We start from the raw sequence: 24,091 nt of genomic DNA on the forward strand, positions 1-24,091 counted from the left end.
TTTTGGCAAATTTCGTGCGGTCCGTGGTGTAGTAGGCCTTCGCAAAGGCCTTGCCCGCGGTGTTTAGCTCGTCGCTGCCTAGCACGCCGTCCATGGCGTCGAAAAAATACTGACGGTAATCAAAGCTATCGACCATCCGCGCTATATCGTCCGCAAAGTCCGCCGCGAAGTCCTTGGAATAGAGCTTGCGCTTCATGCACCAGCGGAAGAAAAACGCGATGTGCGTCGCGCCGTTTTCCTGCGGGATATCTGTCGGCGCATTTTTCGCGCCCCAGTGCCATTTTGCCTTGTCGTAGGTCACGTAAGCCATTTTGTTCTCCTTTTTTTGGACTTTAAGTTGCATAAATTTTAGAAATTAAAAGCAAACGACGCTCGGTAAAGCTCTAAATTTTATCCGATGCAATCTGCGCCGTGAAATTTCAAATTTTATATCAGATCGCCCATTACCTCATAATCGCATTCGCTTCGTAAAATTTTGCCGCGACTAAAATTACGTTTAAATTCTATCGCATCTCGTAGAATTTCATGCACCCCGTCCTATGTCTTTCAGTCGCTGCTTTGCTGCCGCCGTTATGTCCTCTTCGTAATCATACCACGCAAACATCGCGCCGTGCTGCACCGAGCCGCCCAGCAGATCGCCTCCCTGGCGGTTTTTCAGATCGATATTTGCGACCTTGAATCCGTCCAGCGTCGCTGCGAACTCGCGCAGGCGCTGCGGCGGGGATTTGAGCTTGGTGTAGAGGTAGCAGCGCCCCGCCTGGCCTTTGCGACCGACGCGTCCGCGCAGCTGATGAAGCGACGCGAGCCCCATCCGCTCGGCGCCTACGATTAAAATGACGCTAAGCCGTGGCAGCGATATGCCCACTTCGACGATCGTCGTGGTTATCAGCAGTCGCCCCTCGTCTCGGAAGCGGCGCAGGATCTCCTCCTTGTCCTTGTCGCTGCCGTGAGTAATCATCACGTCCGCAAACTGAGCCTTCCAAAACGGCGCCGCCTCCTCAAGGCTTTGATAGACCGAGCTTTCGCTTTGCTGCACTAGCGGATAGACGATGATCGCTTGATTGCCCGCGGCGAGCTCGCGGCGCAGATCCTGCATAAAGCCCGCAAATCCATCGTTTTGCAGGATTTTGGTTTTGATCTGCTTTTCAAACGGCAGCTGTTTTAAAAAGCTGAAGCTCACGAGCTCGGATTGGATCATGCTTAGCGTACGCGGTATCGGCGTGGCGCTAAACTGAATGAAATGCGCTCTAAACTCGCCGCTCCCTGTGAGGCGCGCGATCTTTTCGCGCTGGTTGGAGCCGAAGCGGTGCTGCTCATCGACCATTATTAGATTTGACGGCGCAAGCTCATGGTAGAGCAGGGCGTGAGTGCCGATGATAAGGTGCGCGCCTGCGAAATCGGGCTCGCGATCGCCGCTTTTTACGAGCAGGACCTTAATCTGCGGCAGCAGCAGACGGCGCGCCTCGGCGTAAATCTGCTCGGCCAAGATGCTTGTAGGCGCCATCAGATAGCTGATGCGCGGATAGTTCATCGCCGCGCTCGCGAGAATGACGAGCGTCTTGCCGCTGCCTACGTCGCCCATGACGACGCGGCGGCGCGCTATAGGGCTTTGCAGATCGCTAGCGATATCCTTTATCGCGCTTAATTGATCGCGCGTAGGCTCAAAAGGAAGCGAAGCAAGCCAGTCTGAGATGTCGCGCAGCGGATAAATTTGCGCCGGGAAACTCGTTTTTTTCGCGCTTAGCTTTTGCAGGTAGTTTAGAATTTCGACAAATTTCAGCGTGCGTAAAATCATAGTACCGCTCATCTGCGTGACGGCTGCGGCTCGGACGGTCTCGGCGGCATGGACAGTTCCGGCGTCGCTTGCAATTTGAGCGGTTGTAGCTTGTGCGGCTGCGGTCTGGATAGTTTCAGTTTGATAATGCGTAGGTTGCGTGGCACAATCGCGCGAAGCGCTCATCGGTGCGGCGAGCGCGTTTTGAATAGCTTCGGCGGCGCTTGCGGTCTGAGCGATCGTGGGCTCTGCGGTTGCGGTCTGTGCAGCTATTACCGTCTGAAAATTTTCGGTTTGATCGCTTGTAGCCTGCGCGCCCGTAGCTTGTGCACTCAAAGTTTGGGTAGTCGCGGCTTGCGCGCTCGCTACTTGGCTTGAAGTTTGGATTGATGCGGGTTGCGCACCTGCGTCTTGAGTTTGGGGGGCTACGGGTTGCAAATCTGCGCTTCGAACATCTGAAGCTTGAACTGCTGTGGATTGCGTATCTACGTCTTGGATACTTAAATTTTGTTGTGCGGCTTGCTCGGCTATGGACTGCTCGGTCGCGACATGCTCTAGCATGGATTGCGCGGTCGCGGCTTGAGTGTCTGCTGGTCGTGCTGCTTGGACATCGGATACTAGGTCGTCCGAAATTTCATCGCCGCTTGTAGCTGTATTATTGTCGGTTTTAAAATCATCTGAAATTTCATCTCTGCGCGCCTTCGCGCCATATGCGGCAAGAAAATCCTCGTCGCTTTGGATATTAAAATTTTCGTCGTTATAAATCTTCGCGCCGCGCGCCTGAGGTTCCTCGCCGTCCAAAATTTTATCGCTCACAGCCTCTCCGCTGTGGATATTTTGGCTGGGCGAGGCTTCTGCGCCATTTGGAATTCCGTCGCTTAAAATTTCATTCGCCGCGCCGCGCCTTGCCTCGCAGGCAAGAGCTCCGCTGCTTTGAGGATAGTTTGAAATTTCGTTGCCCAAAATCTCATCATTTTGCGATCTGCCGTTTAAAATTTCAGCGGCGAAGCTTTGCGAGCTTGAAATTTCGCCGTTATCTAAAATTCCGTCGTCATTTAAAATTTTATCGCTGCTTGAAATTTCGCCTCTTAAAATTTCACTGCCGCTCGGAATTCTGTCGCTGTTTGAAATGTCGTCGCGCTCGCCGAAATTTTCCGCGCCGCCCTCCTTGAGCTGCCTATTTAGCGCGGCTAGCATTCGCACGCTGCGCGGCGAGCTCTCGTGTAGCGCAAGCAGTACCGCCGCCTCGTCCGCGCGCAGCCCACAGCCTAAAAGCGCGGACGCGCTTAGATATTTTTTGATCAGCTTTTGCGCCGCAGCGTCGCTCAGCGCGGCTTTGTATTTGGGCGCGATCCTGCCCGGCTCGCTTACGATTTTTGGGTTTACGAACTGCCACGAGCCGAAGCTTTCGTCGCATTTGCCGTGGATGAAAAATTTTTTGCCGCGCTTAAAGGCGCCGAAGTGCCAGCTTTTGGCGTTGAAGATGACGATTTTGATCTCGCGCTCCCAGCTGAGGCAGTGCGCCGTGACGATGAGCATCGAGCCGCGCCTGTGCTGGAAGAGGCACTCGACCTCCGCCGTGCTCTCGCCCGCGCAGGGCGCATCCCCCACGCTTAGATCGTCGAAGCTTTTGGGCAGAAGCAGCGCCAGATCCAAAAGCGTCGTAATGCCCGCCTTTTGCAGCGTCGCCGCGTCTTTTGCTTCAAAAATCAATTTTCATCCTTTAAATTTTAATAGGCGGTTAAGCCCTCGCGCTACGAAATTTTATGCGCCGTGCAGATCGCTCGCCGAAATTTGATCGAAATTCTATGCGCCGCATCGAACGCTTGCTTAAATTTGCTCGGAATTTCGCCCATTGCGGCAAATTTACTCGCCGGCTTCGCCCATAAATTTTACCCGCCTTGCGCGTATTTTGCTTGGCAGCCATGCCTTTGCGGCGCGCACCGGGTTTTGAAACATAGCGCGAGTGCTTGAAATTTCACGGCGCGATTTGCGAACCGCAAAAATTCAATTACGGCAGCCGCCACCGCGCGCCTTTTTAAATTTCACGGCGCGGCTGGAAAACGACGTACGCGAGGCCGAGCTTTAGCCGAGTGCGCGTTTTAAATTTCACGGCGCGGCTTACAGACGGCGTGCGAAATCGAGCTTTGATTTTGCGCGCTGAAATTTTACCGAGCCGTACACGGCGCCTTTAAATTTAGCCGCTCTTATAAGGCTCGCAAATTTAACCGCTTCTACAAAGCCCCGCAAATTTTAGCGCAACGCAGGCGCGGTTTTAAATTTAAACGCACAAGCTGTCCGCAAACGCAGCGCAAAAGTAAAATTTAGCGCCGCTCGCGCCTTAATATCGTCCGCGCCACTTTATAAATTTAAAATTTACTCATTTATGCCGATCGCGGATACGCGCCGCGACGGGCTAAATTTCAAGCCCCTTTTTCGCGGCGGCCTCGTCGCAAATGACGGAAAAGCTTAGGTTCATGATCTCGTCGTGCGACTTGATGAAATCGTTGAGCGCCCCGAGTTTTAGCGTCTCGATGCGCTTTAAATTTCGCTCGAACTCGCCGAATGCGTAGCCTTTGTAATACTCGCTCTGCGCGATCGCCGCGCGCTTAAACATCGTCTCTTTTTGCAGCACCGCGCTTCCGATTAGGAATTTTTTAGCGCTTTTTAGCTCCGCTTCGCTCACGCCCGAGGCGATAAATTTCGCGATCTCCTCTTTTACGAGCGCGGCGGCGTTTTGCAAATTTTCGTTTTTGGTCTGCAGATAGCCCCAAAACTCGCGGCGGCTAAGCTCGAAATCGCCGCGCGCATAGACCGAATACGCAAGCCCGTGCTTGACGCGGATGCGCTCCATCAGCCTGCTGCCGAAACCGCTGCTTCCGAGCACGAAAAGCGCGGTGTTTGCGATAAACTCCTGCTCCTTTGGCAGCGTAAAGGGCGCGCCGAAGTAGATGTATGCCTGCTGCGTCTGCTCTTTTTGGATCTTTATTTTTTTCGCATCGCTCGGCACGAAAAAAGGCAGCTCGCGCTTTTCTCCGCTTGCAAAGAGGCTTAGAATTTCCGCGATTTTCGGGTTTTTATCGCTCACGTCGCCGCATAAAACGACGTATAAATTCTCTAAACTCAGCGAGGAGAAAAACTCCCGCACATCCTTCATCGTGATCCGCTCTATGCTCGCCTCGTCGCCTATGAGCGGCTGAGCGAGCCTCGTGCGCGGATACAGAAGCGCTTTTAGGTTGCACGTCGCGATGTAATCAAACTCGCTTTTTAGCACAGCGATCTCGCCTATGGTTTGCATTTTTAGCTTTTCGAGCACCGAGGGTGTTAAATTTGGCTCACTAAGCAGTTCTCGTAGCATATCTAGGCCGAAATCGAAGTGCTCTTTTAGGCAGTTTAGCTGGATACCGAAAGTTTCAAAATTGCTCGCAGCGCTGATCTCGACCGCGCGGATATCGAGCTTGCGGTGGAATTCGCTCACCCCTAGCGTCTTTGAGCCCTCGCCCAAAACGCCCGCGCAGATGCGCGCAAGCCCCGCTATCTTCTCGCTCACCGCGCCGCTTGCTTTAAAAATTAACTTGAAGCTCGCCACCGGCAGCGAATCGTCGAATTGATACAAAAAGTCGATTTTAGCGCTCTTGCCGCCTTTGGTTCTAAGTGAAATCTCTTTTTTTTTCATCGTTTTCCTTTATAAAATTTTTAAATTTCATCGTTCTTTCAGGCGCGGTTTTAAAATTTTGACGCAGCCGCGCCGCTTTTGAAATTTACGCCGGGGCTCACTTTTAAAATTTCGCTAAAACAAGTTTTCAAAATTTAGTTCAAACTCGCTTCTAAAATTTCGCGCTAGGGCAGTTTTGCCCGTCCTGCTTAAAATTTTAAAATTTAATCGCGCCGCACGTTTTGTAAAATTTCAGCGCCCTAAACGGCTTCCCGCCGCAACGCATTCTAGTTACGAGGCGAAATGTATTCGCTAACGCCTAAACGGGGCGTATTGCTGCTCAAACACCACACAGCTCTGCGGCGTATCGAATCGCCACAGTATGTTTTGTCGCCGCAAACGCGGCAAGAGCATTCACGAGATGCCTTCTGTGCGCCGTCTTCGCCGCATTGATCTTGCGGCGTGAAATTTCGCGTCCAAAAAATTTTAAGGCGAAATTCCATAGCGAAATGAAATTTTACCGTGCAAATTCCGCTTGCGCCTGTAAATTTAAATCCATACCGATATCAAAATTTTAAATTCCGTTGCAAAATTCCACGCTCGCGATCGCAAAAATTCGCCATCTGTTTTAAGATAAAATTCTACCGCTAAATTCTAGCCGCAAGCGAACAAAATTCCCGCCGCAAACACGCAAAAGCTCACGCCCTAAGCGTAAGTCTCCAAAATATCGTAGTTGGTGTTGCGCTTGGCGGGTATTTCGTTCACGTCGCGGATCAGCGCTATCATCTCGTCCTTGCTCATCCGAAAGCTCGCGCCCGCCGCCTTTACGACGTTTTCCTCCATCATCGTACTTCCAAGATCGTTCGCGCCGAATTTCAGTGCCAGCTGCCCAATGTAGCTGCCCTGCGTAACCCAGCTGCTTTGGATGTTTTTGAAATTATCCAAAAATAGCCGCGAGACGGCGAGCAGGCGCAGGTAGCGGTTCGGGCTTTGCTTTTTGATCTCGGGATGCTCGCGCAAAAGGCGGGTGTTTTGTCCCTGAAAGCTCCATAAAATGAACGCTCGAAAGCCGCCCGTGCGGTCTTGCAGCTCGCGGATTTTATCCCAGTGCTCTACGATCTCGCGCGTGCTTTCAAGCGTGCCGAACATCATCGTGGCGGTCGTTTTCATGCCGATGCCGTGCGCCTCCTCGTGCACTCTAAGCCACGTGGCGCTGTCGCTTTTGCGCGGCGCTACTAGCTCTCGCACGCGGTCGCTTAAAATTTCAGCTCCAGCTCCAGGCATCGAGTAGAGCCCCTTACCTTGCAGCCTGCGAAGTACTTCAAGCGTGCTGATGCCGCTAAGACGCGCGATATAATCGATCTCGATCGCCGAGAAGCCGTGGATCGTGATGCTCGGGTACTTTTTGTGGATGAACTCCACCAGATCCTCGTACCATTCGATTTTCAGTTTCGGATGGACGCCGCCTTGAAATAAAATTTGTGTACCGCCCACGGCGATGAGCTCCTCGATCTTTTCGCTGATCTGCTCAAAGCTCAGCACATAGGCATCCGCGTCGCTTGCGTGGCGGTAAAATGCGCAAAATTTACAATCCACCATGCAGGCGTTGGTGTAGTTTATGTTTCGATCGATGATGAAGGTCGTGACGCGCTCCGGGTGCAACTCGCGCTTGCGCGCAAATGCCGCGCGCCCAAGCTCGTTTAGATCGGCGTGTTCAATTAAATTTAGGGCTTCATCTATACTTAGTCTTTTCAAATTTATCCTTCCGATTTGCCTTTGCGATACGGCTTTAGTGCGTCTATGATTTTTTGATTTAGCGTCGGCAGATAGTCCTTGATGGCTATCTCTATCAGCTCAAAATTTAGCCGTTCGTATTCGTGCGAAGCAATATTTCTCGTGGCGTTGATAGCTCTTATTTCATCTTTGCTAAAGATCGCCAAAGCCTGCAAATCGTTGCTTTCTTGCAGCCCTTTTAGCAGGGCGTGGATATTGATGAACTGCATCATTATCGCAGGCTGCAAAACGTCCTCGTCGGCAAGAGCCTGCGCTACGCCGCCCTCGCATTTTTTTAGGATGGATGAAATTTTATCAGATATCTTTTTTAATCGCTCGACGCTTGATCTTTCAAACATAAATCGCTCCTTGCAGCAGCTTTGTTTTTTCTTCGCGACTTAAAGAGGTAGTATCGCACAGATCGACATTTGCATTAAATTTACTGGATAGCTTTTTTTTAAAATCGTCTAAAAAAACCAGCGCTGAAAATGGGTTTCCTAAATTTTCTACCATTTTTGCCCCATCGGTTTCGATCGCGATGTCGATGTCCGAAAACGCGTCGGCGCTATCTTTGGCGTAGCTGCCGAAAAGCCCTAGCTCGGTAACGCCAACTGCAAAAAGCCTCTTTTTCTGTGACGATAAAAATTTTAAAATTTCATCTTTGCTGTTTATCGCTTTTTTCGGTGCGGTTTTAGCGCTCACTCTACGCCTCTTTCGGATCTTCGGGCGCTTCTTCTTTAGCGCCAGAGCTCCGCGCGTCTTTGCTCGTGTCGGCGTTAGAATTTTTATCGTCGGCACTCGTGCTGTCCGCGCCGCCTAAATTTGCATCGCCGTCATTTAAATTTACGTCGCCTGCGCCGCTAGAATTTCGACTGTTATCTTTTTTAACCACGATCTGGCCGTTTTTTACGCCTAAAATTTCGACGCGGTCGCCCTCGTTAAGATTTGAAATTTCATCGCTTTTCCAAAACGTGCCTTTGAAATAGACCATACCGTTTTTGACGGTGCCGGTGCCGCTCTCGTCTAAAAAGTTATCCTCATGCTTCTCTTCCGGTTTGAAAAAGCGCGATTTTAGCGGTCTTTTAAGTGCGATCAGAAGTACGAACGAAAGCACGAATGAAAGCAGAATTTGCACGTCCCAATCAAGATGAAAACCGAAGCTCAAAAGCCCCGTGATGAAAAATCCGGCGCTGAAAAATATAAAGGTAAAATCCATCACCAAAAGCTCGACGATCGCCAAAATCACGCCGATTATGATAAAAATCAGCGCGTTCATTTAGCATCCTTTGCGCCGTTTTTGCCGAGGAATTCTTTAAGCACGCTAAGAGAGCCGATAAGCTCGCTCGTTTCGTAAGGGATCAAAATTTTATCCTTGCTCGGGTTTTTGGACAGCTCGCTGAAGGCGTTTACGCGACCCTGCGCGAGCAGGTATTCCGCCGCAAAACTAGAAGCGCTCATCGCTAAATTTATGCTATCCATCGCGTCTTTTTGACCTTGCGCGAGCGCGATCTGCTCGTATTTTTTCGCATCCGCCATACGCTCGATCGCCTCGGCTTCGAGCACCTTCTCCTGCTTTAGCGCTTCGGCGTTTCGGATGAGAGCCGCTTTTTCGGCCTCAGCTTTAAGCTCGATCGCGCGCTTTTTGCGCTCAGCTTTCATCTGCATATTCATCGCCTCTTCGATGCCGTGCGGTACCGAAATTTCGGAAATCTCCACGCGCATGATCTTTACGCCCCAGTTATCCGCGGCGTCGCCCAGAGCGATTTGTAGCTTGGAATTTAGCTGATCGCGCGAGCTAAGTGTGCTGTCTAAGCTCATCTCGCCGATCGCGCTACGTAGCGTCGTCATCGCTAAATTTGAAATCGCGCGGCGATAATCCTCGACGTTGTAAAGCGCCATCTTGCCGTCGATGACTTTTAAAAACACGATACCGTCGACGCTTATGTTGACGTTATCTTTGGTGATGACTTGCTGCTTGCTGATGTCCACCAGCTGCTCGCGCACGCTCATCTTCGCGCGTACCGCGTCAAAAAACGGCACGATGATGTGAAAGCCGCCGTCGAGCACCTTGTGAAAGCGACCCAGCCGCTCGATGATTAAAATTTCCGATTGAGAGACGATCTTGACCCCCATCTTTAGAATTGCCGCGATGAGGACGCAAAATACTATTACCGTAGTTACGAACCCTTCCATTTTCACTCCTGAATTAAAATTTCGCAATTATAGCATTTTTAGCTTATTTTGGCTTTTAAGGCGCGCCGTGATACAATTTCGCTAGATTTTTTATATTAAATTTACGGGATAAAATTTTATGATCAGATACATCGTGCTGCTTCGCCATTCGCGCAACTACCGACTACTCTTTTCGGCGGGTTTTATATGTATGTTTGGCTTGTGGTTTTCGGTCGTCGGGGTCGCTACGCTGCTGATTGAACTTGGCGCGCCGGTATGGGCGATTACGGCGGTGGGCGTCGTTTCGTTCGTGCCGAATGTTTTTTTAGCGCCCATTAACGGTATCATCGTGGATAAATTTCAACCAAAGCCGCTGATGACGGCGATGTTTATAACCGAGATGATCAGTATTTTCATGCTGATTTTTATCGATAGTTTGGATTATTTGTGGCTGCTGCTTTTGATCGTGGTCGTGCGCAGCGTCGCAGGCACGCTGTTTTTTCAGACCGAATCCTCCACGCTGCCGAAATTTTTAAGCCGCCCCTATTTAAAGCTTGCTAACGAGATGACGGGCATTATTTGGACGATCACATATACTTTCGGCATGGCGAGTGCAGGCGTTTTTATCCACTATTTCGGCGTGCGAGCGGCGTTTATTTTGGATTTTTGCTTATACGTTTTTTCGTTTTTCATCCTGCTGCGGCTAAATTTTAAAGACCTTGCAAGAAACGCGCGAGAGCCCGTGTTTAAGATGCTAAAGGAGGGCTTTTCTTACCTGCGCTCGCACCCTTTGGTGGTGCATCTCATCGTCCTTCACGCCTTCGTCGCCGTCACCACCTACGACAATCTCATCGCGCTTCTTGCGAAGTACAAATACAAAGAAATTTTAAGCGCATCGCTAGTCATCGGGCTTATGAATATGTCGCGCTCGGCGGCTGCGTTTTTCGGACAGATATGGCTAAGCAAGATCGTGAATAAACATACGTTTTTTTGGCTATTGCTGGGGCAGTTTGCGGGCATCGGGCTGTGGGCGGTGCTAGAGTTTAACTACTGGCTTTCGTTTGCGGGCATGATCGCGGCGGGATTTTTCATCACGACGGTGTGGTCGTATTCTTTTACGCAGCTGCAAAGCCACGTCGATAGGGAGTTTTTTGGGCGCGTCATCGCTTACAACGATATGGCGTATTTCATCGTCGCGACGCTCGTGTCGGCTGCGATCGGATTTTTTTTCGAGCTTGGATTTTCGCTTTCGCAAATCACCTTCGACATGGGCTTTATGTTCGCAATCGCGGCGTTTTATTATAAATTTTTGATCTACGAAAAAATTTAAAATCAGGCCCGTTATCTTTTCGGCGCAATCTCGGGGCGGAAGATAGCAAATATAAATAAAAAGCTCATCGCCGCGAAAAATACCCAGATAAAGCCGTTTGCGCCTAAGAATTTCATCATCGCGCCGATGATCAAAGGCGAGCAGAGCGACGCGCTCGAATAGATAAAAAGCATCGCCGCCGAAATTTGCACGCGAGATGCACCCTCGCCGGTGATGGAGTCGTTTGCGCGCGCGATGGCGAGCGAATACAAAGGAAAGGCGCCAAATCCCAACATCAACGCAAGTGCGCACGTTAGGATGAAGCTTTTAGCAAAAAATAGCGCTGCGCAGGAAGTAAGGCCCACGACGCAAACTATCATTATGGCGCGTTTGCGACCAAACTTATCTGAAATAGTGCCACAGACGAGCTGCGCTAAGAAGCCTCCTGCCATCGCCGATCCCATAAATGCGCCCACCGAGCCCACTCCAAGCCCTGCGCTTAGCACGAAAACGCTCGCCATCGAAAAAAAGCCGTTAATCAAAATGCCCGCGCAAACCACCGTCGCAAATGCAAGCGGCGGCACGATCGAAATTTGCGGCATCGAGATGCGCATGCGAGCGGGAACTCTGGGAGGGTTGAAGCGGATTAAATTTACCGGCAGTAGTGCTAGGATGATGAAAAATGCGCTTAGCACGAAGACCTTCATCGTTCCGAAATTTAGCGCCAAAATTATAACTCCTATCGCAAACGCGCCGTAAAAAACCGCTTCGTAGATCGCCAGCACGCGGGAGCGGATGGAGTTTGTGATCTTTGAGTTGATCCAGCTTTCGATTATCATCAAAAGCGCGTAGTAGCAAAAGCCTAAAATAAAGCGCAAAATCGCCCAATACACGAGGTTTGAACCTAGATCGTGCAGCATTGCAGCAATTCCGAAAAGCGCCGTAAAGACAGCGTATGCCCGCACGTACGAGAGCGCGCCGATTATCGAAGGCACGAAAAAGCCGCTAAAGATCGCACCTAAAAAGAAAAACGCCGAAATCGCTCCGATCTCAAGCTCGCTGTGGCCGGATTCTTTTAGCATGATGCCCGCGCTTGCGATGACTAGCGCGTCGCCGATAAACATAAAGAAAATCCCCAGAAATAGGGGGCTTAGCGAGCGTGCTGCGCGCATAGATTCAAACAATGACTTTCCCTTGGAATTAAATTTGGCGTTATTGTAGCCTTTTATTGATTAAAGCTCGGTTTTTATAGCAAAATATTTGAAAAAATTTTGAAGGAGCGGGTATGAGATTAAAAATTTTAACCGCATTTTTACTGGCGGCGATATTTGGCGGATGCGCGGCGTTTCGAGGCAAGGTATATATATTGGAGGATCCCAAGGTAAAGGAAGCATATAGCGCGATAGAGTTACCGTATAGCATTAAGATAGATGGAGAAACTTTTACCAGAAAGTATAAAAATCTTGCGGCGGCATATTATTTTTTAAACGGTGAGGAAGGATTTGGCTGGAGTAAGCTCGTATCTATATCATATTTCAACGACGTAAAAAATATCGATGAGTATGCGTATGGGATATATCAAGCGATCGAAGAGGCCAATGCGGGAAAAAAACAAGAGGATCGACGTTCCTTCGGCATTTTAAAGACCAACCATACGCAAGCTATAATAGTACTCCTCAATCCGCCCGCCCCCGGAGATCCTAATTTCAATAAATATGAAGTCGATCTAATGGTTGCAGATATGCAAAGCTGCGGACTTGTACTTGTGCAATACGCGAAAAATTTCGATTCGGATAGGGATTTTAAAAAGATGCGAAAATTTATAAAGGAAAATAAAGCTAAAATTTTACCGCAGATGCCTAAGATCAAGTGCAGGTAGCGCCGAAAAGCCCAGTGTGCGATAAAATTTTACCGCAGCGGTTTTAAAACGGCGCGAGCGTTTAAATTTAGAGGCGGCTCGTAACGAAGCGCTGAAATTTTAAGATAAAATTTTAATCCAAACGTTAAAGCTCTAGTAGTCGTGCCTCGTCGCATCAAAGAGATGAGCTTTATTAAAAAGCACTGCAGCCGAAGCGGCGATCCGCGCGGCTAAATTTCAAGGCAAAATTTCAATCTTTGCGGATAAATTTATGCGACTTGCTTCAAAGATAAAATTTTAAAATTTCATAGAGCAAAACCGGGGCGTAAAACCGGGGCGTAAAAGGGGCAAAATTTTAAAGCTCTAGCCGTTTTGCATGATCCCCTTTAGGCTGCGATACTCCTCGCACTCGCCAGTTAGCTTCGCGTCGGTGCCGATAGCGAGGATGCGGCCGTTTTTCATCACGGCGATATTATCGGCGCGCTCGATCGTGGAGAGGCGGTGAGCGATTACAAAGACGATTTTGCTTTGTTTGATCTTTTCGATGACGTTTGAGATCTCCTTTTCGCTTGCGTTATCCAGCGCCGAAGTCGCCTCGTCGAATATTAAAATTTGCGGGTCTTTATACAGCGCGCGCGCGATGGCGATACGCTGGCGCTGCCCGCCGCTAAGATTTGCGCCGAACTCGCTAAGCACGGTGTAAATTCCATCCTTCATCGAGCTTACGAACTCATAGGCGTTGGCTAGCTTGAGCGCTTCTATGACGCGCTGCTCGTTAAATTCCGCGCCGTAGCTTACGTTTTGCGCGATCGTGTCGTTGAAAATATAGACGCGCTGGCTTACGAGGCCGATGTTTTCGCGCAGGCTAGGGATGCTAAACTCGCCGATCTCGTCGTTGCCGTTGAATAAAATTTTACCGCTGCTTGCGTCGTAAAAGCGCATCAGAAGGTTCACGACCGAGCTTTTGCCGCCGCCGCTGTTTCCGACGAGCGCTAAAATTTCGCCCTTTTTGACGCTGAAGCTTATATCTTTCAGCGCCGCCTTGTCGCCGTAGTTTAGCGACACGTCGCAAAAGCTCACCGAGCCGATCTCGCCCATCTGCTTTCCGCCTCCGACGATCGTAGGCTCCAAATCTATGAGCTCAAACGTCCGCTCGCTCGCTGCGATGGCGTCTTGCATGTTGTTGTAGAGCGATGAGACCTTTTTTATCGGGGTGTAGACCATAAAAAGCGCCGTAAGGAAGCTGAAAAAGCTGCCGATACTCATCTGGCCCGCGATGACCTCCTGTCCTCCGACGATGATCACCACGGCGATGCCCACTGCGCCTAGCATCTCCATGATCGGGCTTACCAGACACGTCGTTATGACCGCCTTTAAATTTAGACCGAAAAATTTCCTGTTTTCGGCGTTAAATTTCTCCACTTCAAAGCTCTCGGCGTTGCTTGCTTTAACGATTTCGATGTTGGAGTAAATTTGACTAAGCGCCGAGGAGATATCGGATGTTTTCTCTTGAGACTCGCGCGAAATTTTTTTCATCCGCTTTGCAAGGCGTGAGAGCGGATATATCGCGCACGGAAAGACCACGAGCGCGAAAAACGAAAGCTTTGGGCTCTGATAGATCACGACGCCTAAAAGCCCCAAAATCGTAATGATTTGCGTGAAAAAATCGGGGATCATATTCGAAACCACGACGCGGATACGCTCGATGTCGTTGATCGTGCGGCTGATGAGCTCGCCCGTGCGGAAGCGGTTGAAAAAATCCACGTCCAGCCGCACGAGGCTTGCGACGAGCCTATCACGGAAGCGGCGCACCGTGTCTTGACCGATGAAGGCGGTGAAGTAGTTTTGCATAAATGCGCCGCCGCTTTTCATCGCGAAAACCACGATGATCGCGATCGGAAGCGTGTAGAGATACGGCTCGTTTTTTTCGACGAAAATTTTATTTAAAACGGGCTCGACCAGCTTCGCGCTCGCAGCAGTCGCCACGCTCGTCATCACCATACCCAAAATCGCCAATGCAAACTGCGGCTTGTAATCCCTAAAATAGGGCTTAAAGCGCGATAGTAAAGTTTTAAAGCCGTTCAAATGCAATCCTTTTTTATAAAATTTTTAAAATTTAAAATCCTAAAATTTATGAAATTTCAAAATTCTTGAAATTTTAAAATTTAAAATCTCAAAAATTCTGAAATTTTAAAATTCCTTAAAATTTCAGAATTTCGGCTGCGAGGTGGCGCGAAATTTACGAGGTAGCGCAAGACCTATTTGCACTTCGCAAGCTCGCTAAATCTGCTGCTTGCATGCGGCGATCGTGCGAACGACGCCGAGATTTAGCTTTTTTGTTTGCCGCTTTTAAAGCGTTAAGCGCTTAAAGCGAGCGAGTTTTTATTTATCGCGATCTTTCGCTTTCGAAAGCCATTTTTAAAACATTGAGCTCTTTAAGGTGCCCATAAAGCGCTCACAAATGCCGTATCATAATATAACATCGCGTTTATCGCGACTTCGCATCGTCGCGCTGCATTGCTCTTTTGCACCACCGCACTAACTATAAAATCGCGACCTGCCTTGCGCATTCGCCACTATATCAGCAACATTACCGAATGAAATCGTGACTTTCGTTGCTGTGTGCACCCACGAATATCGCCGAATAAAAATCGCGCCAAAATTTGCACGTTACCACAGCATGTTCCACTGCACCTAGTCGCGTTAAAATTTACGCACAGGCTGCCGCAGCGCTGCTTTCACTGCGCTGCATCGCAACTTTGCATCGCCAATTGCCATAAAATCGCACTGAAATTTACGCACAGACGATCCGTAGTGCTACCGCTGTACCGCGCTATATCGCGCCGCCGTATCGTCCATTGCCGATAAAACGCGGTAAATACGCGCAGACGAGCCGTAGCGTTACTCCATTTTGCCACGGCTATATCGCGCCGCCGTATCAGCTGCGCCGACGAATGAAAATAGCGATCCGCCTCGCGCTTCTGTCGCCGCTCGCTCCTGCACTGTATCGCTAAATAAAATCACGCCGCGGTATAGCAATGCTTTAGATAAAAATCACGCTAAAATTTTCGCGCGGATTAGCGTCCTGATTTACGTTTTGTATCGTAAAATCATAAAATTTAACGTAAAATTTTGCGTTAAATTTTACGTTTTACTCTGCTGCGACCTCCCAAACGGTGCCGCCAGGCGTATCCATAACTTCGATTTTCATATCCGTAAGACGCGCTCTGATAGCATCTGCGCTCGCAAAATTCTTTTCCGCCTTCGCCTGCGCGCGCTGTTCTATCAGCTCCTCGATCTGCGCTCTTTGCTGCTCGCTCACGCCGAAGCGAAAGTATTCGGTCTCATCCTCGTATAAAATTCCGAGCGTCTGCTTCGCAAACTCCAAATTTGCAGCGATTCGAGCCTTTAGCGCCTTGTCTTTTGGCGCGCGATCTAGCGCTTCATTCGCGCTTGCTACGAAGTTACCTAGCACCGCGAGCGCGCCTGAGGTGTTGAGATCGTCGCTTAAAAACTCCATCATCTCCGATCTAAATTTAGCCTCCGCAGCAGGTAGCTCGGACGTGGAATTTTGCCCTGCAGCGGGAGCTAAAACGTCACGCACGCGCTTTTTAAGGCGGTAAATTTTATCTAGCCTCTTTTTGCTCGCAAGCAGATCGGTCACCGAATAATTAAAATTTGCCCTGTAATGCGAGCTTAAGAGATAAAATCTCAGCGCCTCGCCCGGTGCGATTTTTAGGGCGTCTTTTACGAAAAACGAGTTGCCCAGGCTCTTGCTCATCTTTTCGTTATTTACTTGCACGAAGCCATTGTGAAGCCAGTATTTGCTTAGCGCTCTATGGCGGGCGCAGCGGCACTGCGCGGCTTCGTTTTCGTGATGCGGGAAGAGCAGATCGGCGCCGCCTGCGTGAATGTCTATGCAAAATTTCGGATCGCCGCTATCAAGGTGCGCCAAAATCATCGCGACGCACTCGCTGTGCCAGCCTGGGCGCCCTTTGCCAAACGGGCTATCAAACCAATTCTCGTCAAATTTCCACAGCACGAAGTCCTTCTCGTCGTGCTTGGCATCGTTTGAGGCGACGCGGGCGATGTTTTTGCCGGCACCCTCTTTTTTGCCGCTAAGGCTTAGATAATCTCCGTCCTTGCGCGTGTCGAAGTAGATGCCGTCACCGGCGATCTCGTAGGCAAAGCCTTTTTGAAGAAGCGAGGATATGAGCTCGCAGATCGCGGCGATATTTTCGGTCGCCTTGGGCGAAATGCTCGCGTCCGCGACGTTTAGCGCGCTCATATCCTGCAAATATCTGCGGGTGTAAAGCTCCGTGATCTCCCCCAGACTCTTGCCGGTTTCCGCCATCTTTTTTAAAATTTTATCGTCGATGTCGGTGAAATTTCGCGCAAATTTTACCTCATAGCCCTCCGCTTGCAATACGCGGCGCAGCAGATCGAAGCTCACGGCGCTTTTTGCGTGCCCTAAATGCGCGTCGTCATAAACGGTCGGGCCGCAGGCGTAAATGCGCGCTAGCCCCTCGCTAATGGGCTTAAAAGGGAGCTTCTTTTTACTCAAACTATCATAAATTACCATAATACAAGCCTTTTAAAATGTATAAAATCGCCGCTTCGCCCGCACAAAGCGCCGCGATCGCAATAATTTTTTTTACGCGGATTATAGCCAAAAAGTTATTAAATCCAAAAAAATAGAGGTTGAAGCCGAACAGAAACGCTCCCGTTATCGTGCTTGCAAACGCAAGCCCCACGGCTCCGAAGGGTTTAAAAAACAGCGCGCACAAAGCGACGTTTATAAAGACGCACCAGATCGAAATTTTCGCGCTTAGCTTCTGCTTCATATTCGCATACAGCCAGTGCGAAAAAATCCTGGATAGCCCGAACGGCACGAGCCCTACCATATATGCGCCAAGAACCGCGGCGCATTCGATGGAATTTTGACGGGTAAATTCTCCGCGCTCAAATAGCAGCTGTGTGATCTCGTTTCGCAGCATCACGCCGCCTATCGCAGAGAGCCCGAGCAGCGCTAAAAGGAAGTAAAATCCGCGCTCCACGAGCGCCAGAGCCTGCGCGTCGTCGTGAGCTTTTACGAATTTGCTCATGCGCGGAAAGATCGCCGTGCTAAGCGCGATCGCAAAAAGCGCGAGCGGCAGCTGAAATATGCGGTTGGCGTAATAAAGATAGCTGATACTGCCGCTAGCAAGGAAGCTCGCAAAAAAGGTATCTATAAACGAGCTTAGCTGAAGCGCCGAAGCACCGAGCACGCCTGCGAAAAAATTTTTATAAAAGCCCTGCGTCTGCGGTTTATCGCCTCGTGCAAGCTGCGCAAAGCCACCGGCTAAGACGCGCAGCATACCGGTAAACTTCAGCGCATAAATATGCACCGCAAGCTGCAAAAGTCCGCCCGCTACGACGCCGAAGCTAAGATAAAGCACCGCCGTGGCACCGTCCTTGCCGCGAGCCAGTAGAAGCGCCGCGATCATCGCTAAATTTAAAAGCGCGGTCGAAAACGCCGTCGTAGCGAAGTGGTCGCGATACTGAAGCAGCGAGGCAAAGAGCGTAACGACGAAGATAAATGTGAGGTAGAAAAAATTTATCCGCACGTATGGCACGGCAAGACCGATCTGCTCGGCGCTAAATCCGTATGCCAAAACTTTAGTAAAAACGGGCGCAGCAAGCAGCACGAGCGCCGTTAGAAGCGCGATGAAAATACTAAATTTAATAAGCACCGCTGCGGCAAAAATTCCTTTTTTGCGCGCGGCGGTAAAGCTTGGCAAAAACGCCTGCGTAAAGGCTCCCTCGCCGAATAGTCTACGAAAAAGATTGGGTAGTTTAAACGCTACGAAAAACAGATCGCTGTAAATCCCTGCGCCCAAAACCGATGCGGTAAGCAGGTCGCGCACGAAACCCAAAACTCGCGAAACCAGCGTGCCTGCGCTATTTGTAAAAAAGCCTCTGAGCATAAATCTCCATTAAATTTTATAAAATGCCAAGGTTGATTATATTATAATTTCCCCTATTTTTTGATTTTGGAGAGAAATTTTTGCGGAATTTAGCCTTTTCGCTCGAAAGCTCGGGCGGGAAAAATACCTTATCGCTACGCGGGCAGTGGAACTACAAAAGCTCGCGCTCCCAGCTACTTGCACTAAAAAAAGCGGTAAAAAATCTAAACGAGCTGGAGCTAAGCTTAAGCGAAATTTCAAATTTAGACTATTTTATGGCGCTGATGATCAAAAACGCCCTTGCCGGCAAGCGGGTTAGCCTTGTGGAGGATGGCAGCAAAGCTGCCAAAATTTTAAGCTTTATGGATGATAAAACGATCGATTTTAGCTACGTACCCGAGTCTCGTAGGCTAAATTTTTTAGCGCAGATCGGACTTTATTGCCATCTTGGAATTCTAGGCTTGCTAAGCCTTGCAAGCTTTTTGGGCGAGTTTTTCTCCAAACTTACGGCTTTTGTAATTCATCCGATGAAATTCCGCTTCAAAGAAACCGTAAATTTCATCAAAGATAGCGGCATAGACGCGCTTTTCATAGTCTCATTGACGGCATTTTTGATAGGTATCGTGCTTGCTTACATAGGCTCTGATATGCTTTCTAAATTTGGTGCTAGCATCTATATCATCGATATAATGGGTGCTTTGACGCTCCGTGAAGTAGCGCCTCTAATCGCCGCCATTGTCATAGCGGGTCGCTCGGCTTCGAGCTTTACGGCGCAGATCGGCGTGATGAAGATCACAGAAGAGATCGATGCGATGAGGACGATGGGCTTTGATCCGTTTTATTTTCTTGCGATGCCGCGCATTATCGCAATGGTACTAATCATGCCGCTAGTCATTTTTATCGCAGATTCGGTAAGTATTTTTGCTCAGATGATCGTGTGTGACGCGTATTTAGACATAGCCTTTAGCGATTATTTGGATAGATTTAAGGCTTCTGTAGAGCTTAGGCATTTTTTAGTAGGTGTGATTAAAGCACCGTTTTTCGGGGCATTTATCGCTATCATCGGCTGCATGCGGGGTTTCGAAGTAAAAGGAAATACCCAAAGCATCGGCGAATACACCACGATCAGCGTCGTAAATGCGATATTTTGGGTCATCGCGATAGACGCGGTATTTGCGGTTTTGTTTTCGGAAATCGGGCTATGAAAGATCAGGCGCAATCCGGCGAAAGCGCTAAAATTATAGTCGCGCGCGATGTTACTACAGCGTACGGATCGCGCGTTATGCACGATTGCGTGAGCTTTAGCGTCAAAAGGGGCGAAATTTACGGCTTTTTAGGCGGCAGCGGCAGCGGAAAAACGACGCTGATGAAAACGCTCATATTTTTAAAGCGCCCGCAAAGCGGCGAGATTAAAATTTTCGGGCACGATATTTGGAGCGCGAGCGAGGCGGAGCAAAACGAGATCCGCCTAAAATGCGGCGTAATGTTTCAGTTCGGCGCGCTTTACAGCTCGATGAGCGTGCTTGAAAACGTAGGCGTGCTGCTGCGCGAATACTCTAAATTTAGCGAGCGCGAGATAGACGAGCTATCGATGTTTTGGATCCAGAAGGTGGGGCTTAAGAAGGAAGCCGCCGCGCTTAGCCCAAACGAGCTTAGCGGCGGTATGAAAAAGCGCGTGGCACTGGCTCGCGCGCTAGCACTTAGCCCTGAAATTTTATTTTTGGACGAGCCAAACTCGGGGCTTGATCCGCTCAGCGCCAGAGCCCTTGATAGGCTTGTTTGCGAGCTTAGAGACAGTCTCGGCGTCACGGTCGTGATGGTCACGCATGACGTGGATAGCATCTTTGACATTTTGGATCGATTTTTGATCGTGGATAATCAAAAAATCGCTTTTGAAGGAAACATCGAGGAGATTTCAAGCCTAAAGAACAACCCGCTCGAAGAGCTATTTAAGATGCGGCAAAGAGATTGAGCTTTGAAATTTATCTAGCCGAAATACATGCCGCGATGGGTAAAATCGGGTAAAATTTAGATAGGTAGGAGCTGAAATTTTAAAATAGCAGCGGAAGAATTTTAAATTTTAAACCTAGCGAGGAATTCCAGGCTCCGCAGGGCTTAAATTTTAAAATTTAGACCTTAGCGGCTCAATCGAAATTTTAAAATTTAGGCGGGTCGTATTTAAGGGTGCATTTATTGGATAGTGCATAAATTTTAAAATTTTAACAAGCAAACGGCGTTAAATTTAAACCGGGGCGATAAAATTTTACGCTAAAATATGACGTGGCGATATTTTGAAATTTCAAAATGCACGCTAAGCTTTAAAATTTAAACTCAGATGATTCTGCAAATTTTGCGACTATTTGAGAAAGTGCTAAGTTTTAAAATTTAAGCTCAAACGGCTATTTTTAAGCCATATCGCAGGGCTTAAATTTTACGCTCTGAAATTAGGAGAAAAGATTGGAAAATAGAACTTCATACACGATAGTAGGCGCATTTGTTATGATTTGCGTCGCGGCTCTTACGGCATTTATGTGGTGGATGCTTACTAAGACCGACCGCGGCGAGAGCTACCGCTCCTACTATATCCACACAAAAGAGCTTCCCGTAGGCATTAAGGAGAATTCCGAGGTTAAATTTATCGGCGTAAATGCGGGCATCATCAAAAGTATCGACTTTGCCGATATCGAAAATGCGATTATTGAGATTGAAATTTCGGTAAAAAGCAAGCTACCGATCTCGCAAGATAGCGTCGCTAAGGTAGAATCTCAAGGCATCAGCGGAATCGCGTTTATAAATATCACGAAAGGAAGCGGCAAGCTTTTCCCGCCGAATGATAAAAAGCCGATAATTGCGCTGGACAAAACACTTCTTGACAAAATCGGCTCTAAAGCTGAAGTCATCACCGATAGCGTGAGTGAGATGGTCTTTAAAATTAATGGGCTGTTGTCGAAGCAAAATACCGATAAAGTGGATAGAATTCTATCTTCGATGGATAAATTTAGCGCCGAGCTAAGTGATGAGAAAAAATTCCAAAGCCTAGACGCGCTGCTTGCTAACGTAAATACTCTCATAGCGAATTTAAACGAGCGCGAGAAGGAGCTAGACGCGCTGCTAGATAATCTAAACACCTTTGCCGTGAGTGCTGCCAATCTATCGAATTCACTGGATAAAACCGCAGGCATCATCACTAAGCGTATCGATCGCGGCGAGTACAATCTAAAAGCGATCTTGGATCCTACACTTGAGGAGGCAAAAAACACTCTTGGTGAGCTAAAAAAATCGCTTAGAGAATTCCAAGGTGCGATGTTTAGGCTAGAGGACAATCCTTACGATTTCTTTTTCAAAGACACTTCTAAAGGCGCGGATCGCGACGATAAAAAGGAATAAAGATGAAAAATTTTATAAAGTTTACGCTTGCTGCGACGCTGGCGGCGATATTTTTAGGCGGCTGCTTAGCTAAGCAGGCTAAGCCATACACCTACTACGAGCTACGTTATGATCAAAAGCGTTGCGTAAATCCTAGCGGTACGCGCAAAAATATCTTTATCGACACCATCACGGCGACCGATCTTGTAGATAGGCGGGATATTTTAATAGTGGATTTTAGAAACCGAACGCGGTTCGCAAGCGACGCCAAATTTATCACGATGCCTAGCGAAATGGTATATAAAGCGCTGCTAGATGCGGCATTTTCCACCTGCTCGCTAAATCCGATCTTCGTGCCAAAAGAGCGGGATTTGCGCCTAAAAACCAGTATCGTAGCGCTTCAGGTCAATAACGATCAAGCAACCGTCACGATGGGGTATGAAATTTTGAATTCTTTAGAAAGCATAAAATCAGGCATCGTCACTAAGCGCGTTTTTGTACCTGATCCTAGCTCGCAAAGCATTTATAATGCCCTAAATGTAGCGCTTAATGAGAGCATAAACGAAATTTTAAAGGCTCTTAGATGATAGCGGCGATCGAAGGAATTATCACGCGCAAAGAGCCCACTGCTTGCGTCATTAAATGCGCCAGCGGCGTAAGCTACGCTCTTTCATTGTCATTAAATACCTCCGCGAAGCTCACGCAGGGCAGGCTGACCGAGCTTGCGTGCGTGCAAATTCTGCGCGAGGATGCCGATTTGCTGTATGGGTTTTTAGACGAGAGTGAAAAAAGGATGTTTGAAACCCTAATCAAGCTTAGCGGTGTAGGTGCAAGCACGGCGATGGCGGTTTGTTCGACGCTCGCTCCGCAGGATTTCGCGCGTTGCGTAGCTACGGGGGATGCTGCGACGCTAACTTCAGTTCCGGGCATCGGCCCAAAGACCGCTAGACGGATCATTGCCGAACTATGCGATGCAAAGCTAATGGAATTCGGTCCTAGCGAGACTTATAAAAATGAAGCGGCGTCCGCGCTACAAAGCCTTGGATTTAAGCGCGATAAGATCAATCAAATCTTAGCGGGATGCAGCAGCACGAATACGTCAGATCTTGTCAAAGAGGCGTTAAAAAAATTAGCGTAGAAAATAAAATTTGAAGGAAAGCAATGAAATTTGGCATAGTTTTTGGAGCTCAAAGCTACGAGCACGAAGTAAGTATCATCTCGGCAATTGCCGTTAAAAATGCCCTAAAAGGCTGGGACTTGGAGTTTGTATTTTGCGATAAAAATCGTAAATTTTACCGCATTGAGGATAAAAATATGCGCGCGGCATATTTTAAGCAGGGCGGCTATGCTAAAGCAAAAGAGCTTAGTATCGGTGCGGGCGGATTTTTTGAGAGCGGAATGTTTAGCAAAAGCATGCTAGAAGTCGGCACATATATCAATCTAATCCATGGCTGCGATGGCGAGGATGGCAAAATGGCAGCGCTATTTGAGTTTTTTGGCATCCCTTATATCGGACCTCGCATCGAAGCTAGTGTGCTAAGCTATAATAAAATTTTAACCAAGCACCTAGCCGCAATCGCAAATGTAAAAACCTTGCCGTATGAGATCGTAAATCGTACCAGCCTGCCTAATTTTAATTTTCCGATCATCGTTAAGCCCGCTCATTTGGGCTCTAGCATCGGAATTTCGATAGCCAAGAACGAAAGCGAGTTTAGCTACGCGCTGGATCAGGCTTTTGAGCTGGACGACAGCGCGATCGTAGAGCCATACTGGGAAAACGTAAAGGAATTCAACCTTGCAGGCGCTAAAATAGACGGCAAAATCGTATTTTCAAACATCGAAGAGCCAAAAAAAGAGGGCTATTTAAATTTCGATCGTAAATATTTGGATTTTTCGCGTAGTGACGCGATCGAGCCCGCTCGTCCTGGCGCTTTGCTAGAGGGTAAGATGAAAGATGCCTTTACGCGGCTTTATAACGCAGGATCATTCGATGGCGCGCTAATTCGCTGCGATTTTTTTGAAAAAGAGGGCGAAATTTATCTAAACGAGATAAATCCAAACCCAGGCAGCCTCGCAAACTACCTATTTGATGATTTCTCCGAGGTTTTAGCAGCTCTTGCTTCATCGCTGCCGCCGATGAGGCAGATCCCTGTAAGCTACGAGCTGATCACTAAAATCACCGCTAATAAGTAGCCAATCGTTTAAAATTTTACGCTAAATTTTGCGTAAAATTTTACTC

General features: G+C 48.6%; 19 protein-coding genes and 1 pseudogene. 8 read left to right on the forward strand and 12 right to left on the reverse strand.

The annotated features are described in order from the left end of the window. From Q0224_RS06815 to Q0224_RS06850, 8 genes and pseudogenes are all read right to left on the reverse strand, one after another. Nucleotides 1-310: pseudogene (locus tag Q0224_RS06815) on the reverse strand (hypothetical protein); the annotation flags it as partial. A 213-nt stretch (nt 311-523) separates the two neighbouring features. Next, nucleotides 524-3,313 (reverse strand): ATP-dependent DNA helicase RecG, encoded by a 2,790-nt coding sequence (gene recG, locus Q0224_RS10985; RefSeq protein WP_366939506.1) that lies wholly within the window; start codon nt 3,311-3,313, stop codon nt 524-526. Nucleotides 3,314-4,190: 877 nt separating this feature from the next. Further along, on the reverse strand, nt 4,191-5,450 hold the full coding sequence (locus tag Q0224_RS06825; protein WP_297950084.1) for a pitrilysin family protein: 1,260 nt from the start codon (nt 5,448-5,450) through the stop codon (nt 4,191-4,193). Between the two features lie 684 nt (nt 5,451-6,134). Then, on the reverse strand, nt 6,135-7,184 hold the full coding sequence (locus Q0224_RS06830; RefSeq protein ID WP_297950086.1) for a dehypoxanthine futalosine cyclase: 1,050 nt from the start codon (nt 7,182-7,184) through the stop codon (nt 6,135-6,137). A gap of 2 nt (nt 7,185-7,186) precedes the next feature. After that, entirely contained in the window at nt 7,187-7,561 is a 375-nt protein-coding gene (locus Q0224_RS06835) for a HepT-like ribonuclease domain-containing protein (RefSeq protein ID WP_297950088.1), read from the reverse strand. After that, nucleotides 7,554-7,904 (reverse strand): nucleotidyltransferase family protein, encoded by a 351-nt coding sequence (locus Q0224_RS06840; RefSeq protein WP_297950090.1) that lies wholly within the window; start codon nt 7,902-7,904, stop codon nt 7,554-7,556. The genes Q0224_RS06835 and Q0224_RS06840 overlap by 8 nt, the downstream gene beginning before the upstream one ends. 1 nt (nt 7,905) lies before the next feature. After that, complete coding sequence (locus Q0224_RS06845) at nt 7,906-8,478, reverse strand: NfeD family protein (RefSeq protein ID WP_297950093.1); 573 nt, start codon at nt 8,476-8,478, stop codon at nt 7,906-7,908. Continuing rightward, nucleotides 8,475-9,395 (reverse strand): stomatin-like protein, encoded by a 921-nt coding sequence (locus Q0224_RS06850; RefSeq protein ID WP_297950095.1) that lies wholly within the window; start codon nt 9,393-9,395, stop codon nt 8,475-8,477. The genes Q0224_RS06845 and Q0224_RS06850 overlap by 4 nt, the downstream gene beginning before the upstream one ends. A gap of 118 nt (nt 9,396-9,513) precedes the next feature. Between Q0224_RS06850 and Q0224_RS06855 the strand changes: the two genes are divergently transcribed. Next, nucleotides 9,514-10,704, forward strand: coding sequence for an MFS transporter (locus Q0224_RS06855; RefSeq protein WP_297950097.1), 1,191 nt, complete (start codon nt 9,514-9,516; stop codon nt 10,702-10,704). Nucleotides 10,705-10,715: 11 nt separating this feature from the next. On the opposite strand, the gene Q0224_RS06860 is transcribed toward Q0224_RS06855, so the two are convergent. Further along, nucleotides 10,716-11,867: an MFS transporter gene (locus Q0224_RS06860; protein ID WP_297950099.1), complete on the reverse strand. Its 1,152-nt coding sequence runs from the start codon at nt 11,865-11,867 to the stop codon at nt 10,716-10,718. A gap of 101 nt (nt 11,868-11,968) precedes the next feature. Here Q0224_RS06860 and Q0224_RS06865 point away from each other — a divergent pair, with 101 nt between their 5' ends. Beyond that, nucleotides 11,969-12,562, forward strand: coding sequence for a hypothetical protein (locus Q0224_RS06865; RefSeq protein WP_297950100.1), 594 nt, complete (start codon nt 11,969-11,971; stop codon nt 12,560-12,562). 342 nt (nt 12,563-12,904) lie between these two features. Here Q0224_RS06865 and Q0224_RS06870 read toward each other — a convergent pair whose 3' ends face one another. The 3 genes from Q0224_RS06870 to murJ all read right to left on the reverse strand — a co-directional run bounded on the left by Q0224_RS06870 (nt 12,905) and on the right by murJ (nt 18,507). Continuing rightward, a complete protein-coding gene (locus tag Q0224_RS06870; protein WP_297950102.1) occupies nt 12,905-14,626 on the reverse strand; it encodes an ABC transporter ATP-binding protein in 1,722 nt (573 codons plus the stop codon). Nucleotides 14,627-15,692: 1,066 nt separating this feature from the next. Then, nucleotides 15,693-17,123, reverse strand: a complete 1,431-nt coding sequence (gene cysS, locus Q0224_RS06875; RefSeq protein WP_297950104.1) for a cysteine--tRNA ligase — start codon at nt 17,121-17,123, stop codon at nt 15,693-15,695. Continuing rightward, complete coding sequence (gene murJ / locus Q0224_RS06880; RefSeq protein WP_297950106.1) at nt 17,110-18,507, reverse strand: murein biosynthesis integral membrane protein MurJ; 1,398 nt, start codon at nt 18,505-18,507, stop codon at nt 17,110-17,112. Before murJ ends, cysS begins: the two co-directional genes overlap by 14 nt. An 80-nt stretch (nt 18,508-18,587) precedes the next feature. On the opposite strand from murJ, the gene Q0224_RS06885 reads away from it, so the two are divergent. From Q0224_RS06885 to Q0224_RS06910, 6 genes are all read left to right on the forward strand, one after another. Continuing rightward, the gene (locus Q0224_RS06885) at nt 18,588-19,691 is read left to right on the forward strand and encodes an ABC transporter permease (RefSeq protein WP_297950107.1); all 1,104 of its coding nucleotides are present in this window, start codon (nt 18,588-18,590) and stop codon (nt 19,689-19,691) included. Next, complete coding sequence (locus tag Q0224_RS06890; protein WP_297950108.1) at nt 19,688-20,458, forward strand: ATP-binding cassette domain-containing protein; 771 nt, start codon at nt 19,688-19,690, stop codon at nt 20,456-20,458. The genes Q0224_RS06885 and Q0224_RS06890 overlap by 4 nt, the downstream gene beginning before the upstream one ends. A 485-nt stretch (nt 20,459-20,943) precedes the next feature. Continuing rightward, nucleotides 20,944-21,873: an MlaD family protein gene (locus tag Q0224_RS06895; RefSeq protein ID WP_297950109.1), complete on the forward strand. Its 930-nt coding sequence runs from the start codon at nt 20,944-20,946 to the stop codon at nt 21,871-21,873. Between the two features lie 2 nt (nt 21,874-21,875). Further along, nucleotides 21,876-22,439 carry a hypothetical protein gene (locus Q0224_RS06900; protein ID WP_297950110.1) on the forward strand — a complete coding sequence of 188 codons (564 nt, stop codon included), beginning with the start codon at nt 21,876-21,878 and terminating at the stop codon, nt 22,437-22,439. Further along, a complete protein-coding gene (gene ruvA / locus Q0224_RS06905) occupies nt 22,436-22,990 on the forward strand; it encodes a Holliday junction branch migration protein RuvA (protein WP_297950111.1) in 555 nt (184 codons plus the stop codon). Before Q0224_RS06900 ends, ruvA begins: the two co-directional genes overlap by 4 nt. Before the next feature lie 23 nt (nt 22,991-23,013). Next, complete coding sequence (locus Q0224_RS06910; protein WP_297950112.1) at nt 23,014-24,045, forward strand: D-alanine--D-alanine ligase; 1,032 nt, start codon at nt 23,014-23,016, stop codon at nt 24,043-24,045. Nucleotides 24,046-24,091: the final 46 nt, after the last annotated feature.

The organism is uncultured Campylobacter sp. (genome assembly GCF_938002845.1).
GTDB lineage: Bacteria > Campylobacterota > Campylobacteria > Campylobacterales > Campylobacteraceae > Campylobacter_B.

What these genes read in the sequence shown, in the direction of transcription:
- Q0224_RS06835 (WP_297950088.1), bottom strand. Translation starts at nt 7,561, where the DNA reads ATGTTTGAAAGATCAAGCGTCGAGCGATTAAAAAAGATATCTGATAAA.
- Q0224_RS06865 (WP_297950100.1), top strand. Translation starts at nt 11,969, where the DNA reads ATGAGATTAAAAATTTTAACCGCATTTTTACTGGCGGCGATATTTGGC.
- Q0224_RS06845 (WP_297950093.1), bottom strand. Translation starts at nt 8,478, where the DNA reads ATGAACGCGCTGATTTTTATCATAATCGGCGTGATTTTGGCGATCGTC.
- Q0224_RS06825 (WP_297950084.1), bottom strand. Translation starts at nt 5,450, where the DNA reads ATGAAAAAAAAAGAGATTTCACTTAGAACCAAAGGCGGCAAGAGCGCT.
- recG (WP_366939506.1), bottom strand. Translation starts at nt 3,313, where the DNA reads ATGCTCATCGTCACGGCGCACTGCCTCAGCTGGGAGCGCGAGATCAAA.
- Q0224_RS06850 (WP_297950095.1), bottom strand. Translation starts at nt 9,395, where the DNA reads ATGGAAGGGTTCGTAACTACGGTAATAGTATTTTGCGTCCTCATCGCG.
- ruvA (WP_297950111.1), top strand. Translation starts at nt 22,436, where the DNA reads ATGATAGCGGCGATCGAAGGAATTATCACGCGCAAAGAGCCCACTGCT.
- Q0224_RS06900 (WP_297950110.1), top strand. Translation starts at nt 21,876, where the DNA reads ATGAAAAATTTTATAAAGTTTACGCTTGCTGCGACGCTGGCGGCGATA.
- Q0224_RS06890 (WP_297950108.1), top strand. Translation starts at nt 19,688, where the DNA reads ATGAAAGATCAGGCGCAATCCGGCGAAAGCGCTAAAATTATAGTCGCG.
- cysS (WP_297950104.1), bottom strand. Translation starts at nt 17,123, where the DNA reads ATGGTAATTTATGATAGTTTGAGTAAAAAGAAGCTCCCTTTTAAGCCC.
- Q0224_RS06855 (WP_297950097.1), top strand. Translation starts at nt 9,514, where the DNA reads ATGATCAGATACATCGTGCTGCTTCGCCATTCGCGCAACTACCGACTA.
- Q0224_RS06910 (WP_297950112.1), top strand. Translation starts at nt 23,014, where the DNA reads ATGAAATTTGGCATAGTTTTTGGAGCTCAAAGCTACGAGCACGAAGTA.
- murJ (WP_297950106.1), bottom strand. Translation starts at nt 18,507, where the DNA reads ATGCTCAGAGGCTTTTTTACAAATAGCGCAGGCACGCTGGTTTCGCGA.